Here is an 11,391-nt window from a genome sequence, read left to right as displayed (position 1 = left end):
TTTTTTACAATGTGAGTAGTTGTTTGTTTTTATTAAATTATTATCAGTAATTTCTTAGAATCCCTCTTTTGAACTATTTCTCCATAGAAGTCTGTTTATTCCTCTAATATTTATTTTTATTTATCCATATTTACAAAACAAACTTTTACTTACCTATATTGTTCTGTCACGTAACGCATTTCAGCATCATCATGGGGGAGAGATTTGCTGTTCCGGTATGGCGATTTTTGCCGCATAATTCGCCAGTAAGCTAACATAACGGTGGCCACTATCACACTTTTCGCTCATCCCTGCGACTCCTCCCCGGCTAATCCCTGGCGGGATGAGGACGTGACTCCGGGAGGTCGGCACACTAACGCTAACGTTTTCGTAAAGGACCCGGATTTCTTATGTCACAGACTTCTTTTAACAAAGCTCAGTTTCAGGCTGCACTGACGCGTCAGTGGCAGCATTTTGGTTTACAGTCCGCTGCCGGGATGACCCGGCGTCAATGGTGGTGTGCCGTGAGTGGTGCGCTGTCCGAGATGTTGTCAGCGCAGCCGGTGGCGAAAGCGGCCGAAGGTCAGCGTCATGTAAACTATATCTCAATGGAATTTTTGATCGGTCGCCTGACCGGCAACAACTTGCTTAATCTTGGCTGGTATCAGGCGGTAAGCGATGAACTTCAGACGCATGATATTAATCTGAGCGATCTGCTGGAAGAGGAGATCGATCCGGGTTTAGGGAACGGCGGCCTTGGTCGTCTGGCGGCCTGTTTTCTGGATTCAATGGCGACCGTTGGCCAGTCGGCGATCGGTTACGGCCTGAACTACCAATACGGCCTGTTCCGTCAGTCTTTCGTTGACGGCCAGCAGATGGAAGCGCCGGATGACTGGGGGCGTAACCGTTACCCGTGGTTCCGTCATAACGAAGCGCTGGATGTCCAGGTTGGCCTCGGTGGTAAAGTCACTAAAGGCGGCGAGTGGATACCGGCATTTGTGATTACCGGCGAAGCCTGGGATCTGCCGGTACTTGGCTATCGCAATAATGTCGCTCAGCCGCTACGTCTGTGGCAGGCTCAACACGCGCATCCCTTTAATCTGACTAAATTCAATGATGGTGATTTCCTGCGCGCTGAACAGCAGGGCATTGACGCTGAAAAACTGACTAAGGTTCTGTATCCGAACGATAACCATCAGGCGGGTAAAAAACTGCGTTTGATGCAGCAGTACTTCCAGTGCGCCTGTTCGGTTGCCGATATTCTGCGTCGCCATCATCTCGCTGGCCGCAAGCTGACGGAACTGGCGGATTACGAAGTGATCCAGCTTAACGATACGCATCCGACAATTGCGATTCCGGAACTGCTGCGGGTGCTGATCGACGAGCATCAGTTGAACTGGGACGACGCCTGGGCGATAACCAGCAAAACCTTCGCTTATACCAACCACACCCTGATGCCGGAAGCGCTGGAGTGCTGGGATGAGAAACTGGTGAAAACGCTGTTGCCGCGTCATATGCAGATTATCAAAGAGATTAACGACAGATTTAAAACGCTGGTGGATAAAACCTGGCCGGGCGATGAGCTGGTATGGGCAAAACTGGCGGTGGTTCACGATAAACAGGTTCGTATGGCGAATCTGTGCGTGGTGGGCGGATTTGCGGTAAACGGCGTTGCCGCGCTGCACTCCGACCTGGTGGTGAAGGATCTGTTCCCGGAATATCACCAGTTGTGGCCGAATAAATTTCATAACGTCACCAACGGTATTACCCCGCGCCGCTGGATCAAACTGTGCAACCCGGCTCTGGCTTCGCTGCTGGACAAGACGCTGAAGAAAGAGTGGGTTAACGACCTCGATCAGCTGATCAACCTGGAAAAATATGCCGATGATGCGAAGTTTTGCCAGACTTATCGCGACATTAAACAGGCCAACAAGGTTCGCCTGGCGGAGTTTGTGAAGCGGCGTACCGGCATTGAGATTAACCCGCAGGCGATTTTCGATATCCAGATTAAACGTCTGCATGAGTATAAACGTCAGCACCTTAACCTGCTTCATATTCTCGCGCTGTACAAAGAGATCCGCGAAAATCCGCAGACAGACCGCGTACCACGCGTGTTTCTGTTCGGCGCGAAAGCCGCGCCGGGCTACTATCTGGCGAAGAATATTATTTGGGCGATCAACAAGGTCGCGGCGGCGATCAATAGCGATCCGCAGGTGGGCGATAAACTGAAAGTCGTCTTCCTGCCGGACTACTGCGTGTCGGCGGCGGAAATGCTGATCCCGGCGGCGGATATCTCCGAGCAGATCTCCACCGCGGGTAAAGAAGCTTCCGGTACCGGTAATATGAAACTGGCGCTGAACGGCGCGCTGACCGTTGGAACCCTGGATGGCGCGAACGTAGAAATCGCTGAGCAGGTGGGAGAAGAAAACATCTTTATCTTCGGCCATACGGTGGAAGAGGTGAAAGCGCTGAAGGCGAAGGGCTACGATCCGCTGAAATGGCGTAAGAAAGATAAACTGCTGGATGCGGTGCTGAAAGAGCTGGAGAGCGGTAAATACAGCGATGGCGATAAACATGCCTTTGAACAACTGCTGCATAGCTTGTTGAAAGGCGGCGATCCGTATCTGGTGCTGGCTGATTTTGCGGCTTATGTCGCGGCGCAGAAGCAGGTTGATGAGTTATATCGCGACCAGCAGGCCTGGACTCGCGCGGCGATTCTGAACACCGCGCGCTGCGGCATGTTCAGTTCTGACCGATCGATTCGCGATTATCAGCAACGTATCTGGCAGGCAAAACGCTAAGGACGGGCCTATGGAGAGTAAACGCCTTGATAACGCTGCCCTGGCGGCGGGAATAAGCCCAAATTACATCAACGCGCACGGTAAGCCGCAGTTAATTGCTGCGGCGACCAAGCAGCGGCTACTGGATGCGATGCATCGTACGATGACTGCCACGAAAGTGGCCGTTAATCCGCTACCGGTTGTGCAGGTATTTACCTACGGCAAAAGGATGTCGCTGCCGGTGACGGGCCAGGGGGAATTCAACTGGATCCTTACCACTGAAGAAGGGAAACAGTATCAAGGCCAGACGCGCGGCGGTGAGGCGCTGCCGTTGCCTGCCAGACTACCGGAAGGCTATCACACCCTGACGCTGACCCAGGATGGCGAGCGTTGGCACAGCCGGATCATCGTGGCGCCTGTGCGTTGCTACGAGCCGCAGGCGTTGCAGGATGGCCGGAAACTGTGGGGAACCTGCGTGCAGCTTTATACCCTGCGCTCGGAGAAGAACTGGGGGATTGGCGACTTTGGCGATTTACGCGCCATGTTGCCGGAAATCGCCCGTCGCGGCGGTTCGTTTATTGGCCTTAACCCAATTCATGCGCTCTATCCGGCGAACCCGGAGAGCGCCAGTCCGTATAGCCCCTCTTCGCGCCGCTGGCTCAACATTATCTATATTGATGTCAATGCGGTAGACGATTTCCGTCACAGCAAAGAGGCGCAGAAATGGTGGCAATCCCCGGCTACACAGCAGGCATTGCAGGCCGCACGGCAGTGCGATGATGTGGACTATACGGCCGTTACTGCGCTGAAACTCACCGCGCTGCGCATGGCATGGAAAGGGTTTTCCGCCCGCAATGATGAGACAATGGCAGCGTTTCGTCAGTTTGTCGCCCGGGAGGGTGAAAGCCTGTACTGGCAGGCGGCGTTTGACGCGCTGCATGCCTGGCTGATGCAGCAGAATTCAATGTACTGGGGATGGCCGGTCTGGCCGAAAGCTTACCAGGATACGAATAGCCCGGAAGTGAAAGCCTTCTGCACTGAGCGTGCCGATGAGGTGAATTTTTACCTGTGGCTGCAGTGGCTGGCTTACACGCAGTTTGCCAGGTGCTGGCACACCAGCCAAAACGACGACATGCCAATTGGCCTGTATCGCGATTTGGCGGTCGGTGTTGCGGAAGGCGGCGCGGAAACCTGGCGTGACCGCGAGCTGTACTGCCTGAAAGCCTCCGTTGGCGCGCCGCCGGATATTCTGGGGCCGCTGGGGCAGAACTGGGGCCTGCCGCCAATGGATCCGCATATCATCCTGGCGCGTGGCTATGAGCCGTTTATCGAGCTGCTGCGCGCGAACATGCAAAACTGCGGCGCGCTGCGGATCGATCATGTAATGTCAGTGCTGCGTTTATGGTGGATCCCATACGGTGAGACGGCCGATCACGGGGCTTATGTGCAGTATCCGGTGGATGATCTGCTGTCGATTCTGGCACTGGAGAGCCAGCGTCATCGTTGTATGGTGATTGGTGAAGATCTGGGTACGGTGCCGGTTGAGATTGTCGGTAAGCTGCGTAAAAGCGGCGTTTACTCTTATAAAGTGCTCTATTTTGAAAATGACCACGAAAAGACTTTCCGCGCGCCGAAGGCGTATCCGCAGCAATCAATGGCTGTGGCAACGACGCATGATCTGCCAACGCTGCGCGGCTACTGGGAAAGTGGCGACCTGACGCTGGGGAAATCGCTGGGACTGTATCCGGATGAGGTGGTGCTACGCGGGTTATATCAGGAGCGCGAGCGGGCGAAACAAGGATTGCTGGATGCGCTGCATCGCTACGGCTGTTTGCCGAAGCGATGCGGACATAAAGCCTCGCTGATGGGGATGACGTCAACCCTGAATCGCGGAATGCAGCGCTATATTGCCGACAGCAACAGCGCGCTGCTGGGGCTACAGCCGGAGGATTGGCTGGAGATGGCTGAGCCTGTCAATATTCCGGGAACCAGCACGGAATATCCCAACTGGCGGCGTAAACTTGCCACCACGCTGGAGGCGATGTTTGCTGATGAGCAGGTAAACAGACTGATTAAGGATCTGGATAAACGTCGTAAGGCAGCGGGAAAGAAGAAGCTGGACCGATAAGTCGCTTAATTACCATAAAAAGCCGGGATATTCCCGGCTTTTTATGGTCAATCTTAAACCACCTCTTATGGAGGTGGTGATCGCCTGGTTTTGACGAACCGCTTAGCGTTTCGGCCCGGCGGTCACCAGCGCGGCGCCTGCTGGGGTATCGGTATACTTTTCAAAGTTCTCGACGAACAGTTGCGCCAGTTGCCCGGCTTTCTCCTGCCACTGCTCTGGCGAGCCGTAGGTATTACGCGGATCGAGGATATGGCTATCCACACCCGGCAGCGCTGTCGGGATCTGCAGTTCAAATATCGGCAGGGTGAAGGTTTCGGCATTGTCCAGCGAGCCGTTGAGGATGGCATCGATAATGGCGCGGGTATCCTTGAGCGAGATACGTTTGCCGGTGCCGTTCCAGCCGGTGTTGACCAGGTAAGCCTGTGCGCCGGAAGCCTGCATCCGCTTGACCAGCACTTCCGCGTATTGCGTCGGGTGCAGCGACAGGAACGCGGCGCCGAAGCAGGCGGAGAAGGTGGGTGTTGGCTCGGTTACTCCGCGTTCGGTACCGGCCAGTTTGGCGGTGAAACCTGACAGGAAGTGGTACTGGGTCTGATCGGCGGTCAGGCGAGAAACCGGCGGTAACACGCCAAACGCATCGGCGGTCAGGAAGATAACCTTAGTGGCATGGCCAGCTTTCGAGATCGGCTTAACGATATTTTCGATATGGTTGATCGGGTAAGAAACACGCGTGTTCTCGGTCTTCGAGGCATCATTAAAATCAATGGAGCCATCGGCCAATACCACAACATTCTCCAGCAGCGCATCGCGGCGAATCGCATGGTAGATATCCGGCTCAGCGGCTTCGGAAAGCTTAATCGTCTTCGCGTAGCAGCCGCCTTCGAAGTTAAATACGCCATCGTCATCCCAGCCGTGTTCGTCATCGCCAATCAGACGACGTTTCGGGTCAGTGGAAAGGGTGGTTTTACCGGTGCCGGAAAGGCCGAAGAAGATGGCGACATCTTCTTTTTCCCCGACGTTGGCGGAGCAGTGCATGGAAGCGATACCTTTCAGCGGCAGCAGGTAGTTCATGATGGAGAACATGCCTTTTTTCATTTCACCGCCATACCAGGTCCCGCCAATCAGCTGAATGCGTTCGGTCAGGTTGAAAGCAACGAAGTTTTCGGAATTCAGGCCCTGCTCTTTCCATTGTGGATTCGTGCATTTCGCGCCGTTCATCACGATAAAATCCGGTGCGAAGGTTGCCAGCTCTTCATCGTCTGGGCGAATAAACATGTTTTTCACAAAATGCGCCTGCCAGGCGACTTCGGTAATAAAGCGGACGCTCAGGCGAGTGTCGGCGTTTGCGCCGCAGAAGGCATCAACAATAAACAGTCGCTTGCCAGAGAGCTGGCGAGTAACCAGACCTTTCAGGTGTTGCCACGTTTCTTCAGACAGCGGCTTGTTGTCGTTCTTTCCTTTGCCTTTATCAGACCACCACACGGTATCGCGAGTGGTATCGTCACGAACGATATATTTATCTTTTGGAGAACGGCCGGTAAAAATACCGGTATCGACGGCGATCGCGCCGAGATTGGTTAATACGCCCCGTTCATAACCTTCCAGGTTAGGGGCAAGTTCTTCCTGATATAAAGTATCGTAGCTGGGGTTGTAAACGATATCATGGACGTCAGAAATACCATAAGCCTTGAGATCCTGCGGGGTTAAACCATTATTAACGCGCATGTCACTGCTCCTTAGCCAATTTATATTACTGGAAATTGTAGGGGTTATTACGGGGTATAGACCGCGACCAGGCTCATAGATTTACGTATCTCGACAAACGCCAGGCTGACGAAAAACGTTGTGACTCCTGTCACGAAGCGTGAGGAATTATTGCAGAAAACAGGCTGTCAGTGAGGGTCAATGTTTCTTAATGGTTAAAAAGTAATTAAAAAAACTGCTGAAATGTGAATGTAATCGCTTACCTGAAAGAAAATTACGTAACTCTTTCATTGAGAATCGATTCATCCCGTAAATAAAAACTTGACGCCAGGCACCGGGAACAAAAGCGCGTTCGGACGCCTGGCGGAAGGGTAATTAGTGAATCTGCGGGTCAGCCGGAGAAGCGTTGTTGCGGATCTCGGCGATGTCCATTGCATTAAAGAGGTAATGATTGCCGCAGTAGTCGCAGTGCATATCAATCTCCCCTTCATCTGCCAGGATGCTGTCAATCTCCTCATCCGGCAACGTTTTCAGCGCGCCGGCACAGCGTTCACGAGAGCAGGTACATTTAAACTCTACGTTCTGCGGCTCGTAGACGGTCACTTCTTCTTCGTGGTACAGACGCCAGAGCACGTCGTTTGCTGGCAGGGTGAATAGCTCTTCAGCTTTGATGGTATCGGTCAGGGTGCTGAGATGTTCGAAATCAGCCGCCTGCGCATCTTGCGCAGGCAGAACCTGCAACAGCATGCCACCTGCCATCGGTTTGCCGTCATGCTCACCGCTACGAATGATCAGACGAGTGGGCAGCTGTTCTGAGCGCTGGAAATAATCTTCCAGACAAGCCGCCAGCGTATCGCCCTCCAGACCGACCACGCCCTGATAGCGCTCGCCTTCTTCCGGCGAGATCGTAATGACCAGATATCCATTACCGACCAGGGTTTTCAGATCCGCGCCTTCCGGGATCTCGCCCTGGGTGCGGGCGACGCCGCGCATCTGCTGCTGATTGTTGCCGTTAATTACCGCCAGCGATAGCGGGCCATCACCCTGCAACTGAACGGTAATATCGCCAGCAAACTTCAGCGTTGCGGTCAGCAGGCTGGTGGCGACCAGTAGCTCCGCCAGCACGGTTTTAACCGGCTGCGGATAGCTGTGGTTCGTCAGAATCTGTTCTAAGGTTTCTGAAACGGTTACCAGCTCACCGCGTACGGCATAATTTTCAAACAGATAGCGGTGTAATTGATCGTGTTGAGTCATAATAATCTCTCTTGCTGGCCACAGTTATTCACTATTGCCGTGTTTAAATCTCATCAGGTCGCGGCGCTCTTTCTTATCCGGACGTCTGTCGGGATGCGGCATGGTTAGCGCGTTCATTTTGCGCGCCAGCGCCATTTTCTCGCGTTTCTCAATGCTTTCCGCCGTCTCTTCGTAAAGCGCGACAGCTTCGCTGGCTGGCCGACGTTGTCCGCTAATGCCTTTTACCACAATAGTGCGCTCATCATTGCCCTGGCGGAGCATCAGGGTGGCATTCAGCTCGACCACTTTCCCTGGTTTGCTACGCTGCCCGTTGTAATGCACCTTACCGCCTTCAATCATCTCGCGCGCCAGCGCGCGGGTTTTATAAATGCGTGCTGCCCAAAGCCATTTGTCCAGCCGGATGGCTTCGACGGATTTTTCTTTCATGGCCTCTCCTGTTGGGTCAGTGAGGGGATCAGTCGCCGGTAGTCATTCAGTCCCGGATGATGCGCATAGCTTTTTTCCTCAAGCCCGGAATCGGGGTTGGTGACACCCAGGCAATAGCGGATGCCAAATGTTGCCGCCGCATCCAGAATCGCTTCGTTATCGTCAACAAAGAGCGTTTTGCGCGCATCAATGCCGATTTCTTCGGTCACTGCGCGCCACAGTCGCTGATCCTCTTTCGGATAACCAAATGTGTGGGTGGAAAGCAATAAATCAAGGTGCGCGTCCAGCCCGGTATGTTTTAGCTTTACCGCCAGATTATGCGGATGGGCGTTAGTCAGTAAAATCCTGCGCTTACCGTGGGTTTGCAGGGCATCAAGAAACGGCACGGTATCGTCACGCAGCGCGGCCCGCGGCCCCTGCTCGCTGGTCATGGCATAAATATCCAAATCCAGGCGTTCGCTCCAGTAGTCCAGACAGTACCAGTTTAGCGTATGTTGCACCGCGTGATACTCCTGACGTATCGCTTCCCTGGCTTCCTGCAGATTGAGCCCCCGCGCGGCTCCCCAGGTTTCCGGGACCAGTTTTTGCCAGAAATAGTTGTCAAAGGCGAGGTCGAGAAGCGTACCGTCCATATCCAGCAGAACGGTATCAACTTCCTGCCAGGCGATATCAACATGCATGGTAAGTCTCCAGAGAAGGGAATGGCGCGACAGGGTATCATACCCTGTCACGCAGAGAATTATTCTTGCGTGTCTGGCGAGGAGAGCAGAACCGGATTCAGACAGTTTTCGTAGTATTTCTGGATCTCTTCCTGGCGTTGACGGTGCCGCTGATAGCGACGTATAGCCTGGATACTGTGATAGACCATGCAGCCCAGCATTGCCAGCAGCAGTAGCGTTGTCCCGAGGTAACGCCACAGACCGGTACGATCGGGGATTCGGTGCAGATTAACATGCTGGGTACCGTTGGCATCGGTATAGAGGTTCGTGACGATCCCTTCCGCCTGAAACGGCGTGTGCATCAACATACCCGCCAGCCGCTGCAGTTCGCTCCACTGCTGATGTGCGGGAAAGTCATATAGTCCGGCAGTTGGCCATGGTTGATTCACCAGGCTGCTTCCTTCATCGCTGATAATCAAGAAACCGCCCGGCGCCGGGCTATTTAGCGCCTGGGCTGCGCGTGAGGTTTCGCGGCTGACAAATGGCGCGGTGGATGTAGTGACCAGGTTTTCCAGCGACTCAGCGCTGACCGGCCGCAGAAGTACATTGACGCCATCCAGTTTACCCGTGTTCGCGCGTTTGATCAGGGTTTCCCAGTTATGCGTGTTGCCAAGATTGACCAGCGCATTCTTCAGCCGAATACAGTCATCTTTTGCCGAACAGAGATCGTTGGTTTTTGTCACGATATCGCCAAAGTCATCAAGCAGCACCATCCCTGATTTCTGGATGGCGGAACGCAGCGCTGGACTGACGTGTGACTGATCGGTTGATTCGGGATGGAGCTGGCGCTGAACGGTTTGCATTAACGCTGTCGCCCTGGTGACAATATCTGACTCCGGCAGTGGCAGGGGAGGGGCATCATTCCAGACGATTTGCGAACAGTCGAATGGCCTGAACGGCAGGTTCTCTTTTGCTGTCCAGGCGCCCGGCGTGTGGATATTACACATGCCGCTTCCCTTCAGGCGCAGCGTGTCGCCGATCCGGATATGTGACTTCTCTAGCTGGGCGACCGTTGTGGCTTCAATAGTCTGTGCGCCTTTCAGCCATGAAAGGGTGAATTTAAAAGGCATATCCAGCGGTACGCTGGCCCATAACATAACAACAACCAACAGCGCGCCCGAGGCGATAATCGCGCTGCGTAGCCAGTATTGAAGCGGGAAGTTTTTGACCTCATCATGCAGCGACAGAAAACGCCCCTGGCGGACAACATGGCGACTGAGGTAGATATCAATATCCGTTTGCTGGCCGAGATCCTGGGTAATCCACGGTTGCCAGTGGCGTGGGTAGATGAGGTCGATAATGCCGAGAGAAATATTGTTGATATGTTCCTGGTTATTTTCGCCAAACAGTCCCCAGCGTTTAGGCATGCCGCGCAGGCAATGAATTTCCCGAAGTGTTGTTTTACGCGGCGGCGCATAAATGCCCCATACACCGGCCAGTAGCAGCAAAACGCCACCGATCAGTAGCCAGGGGGCAAAGACCTCAGGGCTGAGCAGACTACAATAAAACAGCAGGAACGCGACAACGACCAGGACCGCTTCACGCAGGCTATCAGGGCGGCTGAGCGCGTGCTCTTCCGTTGTTTCCGGGCGGATACTCAACAGTTCAACTTGCTCGCTCTCTTCTCCACGGATAGAGGCCTGTGTCGCCGTCGTTGGCTCAAGGGCGAAGCCCCTTGCCTCCTGAGGGTAGTCCTTCAGCGTTTGCCCGTTGAGGGCAATGACCAGCGGCAGGCTATCGGTTGGAATTAACTCGACGCTGTTTTCATCGTTGATATGTTGTTCCCAGAATGGAGGAAGATGAACTTCTACTGAATCAAGGAAGTAGCGCCACTTATTCAGATCGTCAGTGGTGATGCCGTAGCGGGTAATCGCCCGGGTAACAGTAAAAACGGTGTCACTCTGTTCATTCAGCCGCAGGTTGACCGGCGCGGCGCTGGCGCCCGAAGCCGGCAGTTGCTGGTTGCGACTGAGATCGCCGAGATATTTTTCCGCAGCACTGCGCTCGTCATCAGCGAGCTTGCGCGTCGCGGCATCGCTAAATGCATGCAACAGCGGCAGGCGGCGACGTCTGGCGTGCGTTCGATACCACCACCCTATAAGCAATGCACAGATTAGCAGAGCTAGCAAAAAAATCAGAAAGGTGCCCATGCCCATCCCATCATAATTATTCTTTTCTTACTGGTATCGTCGGTAGCCGTTCACACCGGAGGTAAAAAGTCGTACGTATTCGGCATATGTCGTGTCAAAACGGGAAAATTGATAGCGCCACGCAGCAGAATACAACCTTATCAAAAACGTTAAAATCCAGGAATCAGTAAATTCTCAAAAGCTATTCAACCTATTGACTTTTTTGTCTTTATATCAACGGCATTTAAGATGGTTAAGTTGCAACTATGTAA

General features: G+C 53.7%; 7 protein-coding genes. 2 read left to right on the top strand and 5 right to left on the bottom strand.

What is annotated here, in order from left to right; genetic code table 11:
• Positions 1 to 389 precede the first annotated feature (389 nt).
• On the top strand, positions 390 to 2,780 hold the full coding sequence (gene malP, locus FE839_RS03700) for a maltodextrin phosphorylase (RefSeq protein ID WP_138359274.1): 2,391 nt from the start codon (positions 390 to 392) through the stop codon (positions 2,778 to 2,780).
• Between the two features lie 10 nt (positions 2,781 to 2,790).
• Positions 2,791 to 4,887, top strand: a complete 2,097-nt coding sequence (gene malQ / locus FE839_RS03695; protein WP_138359272.1) for a 4-alpha-glucanotransferase — start codon at positions 2,791 to 2,793, stop codon at positions 4,885 to 4,887.
• Positions 4,888 to 4,989: 102 nt separating this feature from the next.
• Here malQ and pckA read toward each other — a convergent pair whose 3' ends face one another.
• The 5 genes from pckA to FE839_RS03670 form a co-directional block, all read right to left on the bottom strand.
• Entirely contained in the window at positions 4,990 to 6,612 is a 1,623-nt protein-coding gene (pckA, locus tag FE839_RS03690; protein WP_138359270.1) for a phosphoenolpyruvate carboxykinase (ATP), read from the bottom strand.
• A gap of 354 nt (positions 6,613 to 6,966) precedes the next feature.
• Complete coding sequence (gene hslO / locus FE839_RS03685; protein WP_171034817.1) at positions 6,967 to 7,851, bottom strand: Hsp33 family molecular chaperone HslO; 885 nt, start codon at positions 7,849 to 7,851, stop codon at positions 6,967 to 6,969.
• A gap of 18 nt (positions 7,852 to 7,869) precedes the next feature.
• On the bottom strand, positions 7,870 to 8,271 hold the full coding sequence (hslR, locus tag FE839_RS03680; protein ID WP_138359266.1) for a ribosome-associated heat shock protein Hsp15: 402 nt from the start codon (positions 8,269 to 8,271) through the stop codon (positions 7,870 to 7,872).
• Complete coding sequence (gene yrfG, locus FE839_RS03675; RefSeq protein ID WP_138359264.1) at positions 8,268 to 8,951, bottom strand: GMP/IMP nucleotidase; 684 nt, start codon at positions 8,949 to 8,951, stop codon at positions 8,268 to 8,270. Before yrfG ends, hslR begins: the two co-directional genes overlap by 4 nt.
• Before the next feature lie 59 nt (positions 8,952 to 9,010).
• Positions 9,011 to 11,140, bottom strand: coding sequence for an intracellular growth attenuator family protein (locus tag FE839_RS03670; protein WP_138359262.1), 2,130 nt, complete (start codon positions 11,138 to 11,140; stop codon positions 9,011 to 9,013).
• Positions 11,141 to 11,391: the final 251 nt, after the last annotated feature.

Origin of the sequence: Klebsiella indica, from assembly GCF_005860775.1 — a bacterium.
GTDB lineage: Bacteria > Pseudomonadota > Gammaproteobacteria > Enterobacterales > Enterobacteriaceae > Klebsiella > Klebsiella indica.
Note: the sequence above shows the minus strand (reverse complement) of the source record. Positions and strands in the feature narration are given on the sequence as shown.

Bases quoted from the DNA above. Each gene is read 5' to 3' on its own strand.
- malP (WP_138359274.1), top strand. From the start codon at position 390: ATGTCACAGACTTCTTTTAACAAAGCTCAGTTTCAGGCTGCACTGACG.
- malQ (WP_138359272.1), top strand. From the start codon at position 2,791: ATGGAGAGTAAACGCCTTGATAACGCTGCCCTGGCGGCGGGAATAAGC.
- pckA (WP_138359270.1), bottom strand. From the start codon at position 6,612: ATGCGCGTTAATAATGGTTTAACCCCGCAGGATCTCAAGGCTTATGGT.
- hslR (WP_138359266.1), bottom strand. From the start codon at position 8,271: ATGAAAGAAAAATCCGTCGAAGCCATCCGGCTGGACAAATGGCTTTGG.
- yrfG (WP_138359264.1), bottom strand. From the start codon at position 8,951: ATGCATGTTGATATCGCCTGGCAGGAAGTTGATACCGTTCTGCTGGAT.
- FE839_RS03670 (WP_138359262.1), bottom strand. From the start codon at position 11,140: ATGGGCACCTTTCTGATTTTTTTGCTAGCTCTGCTAATCTGTGCATTG.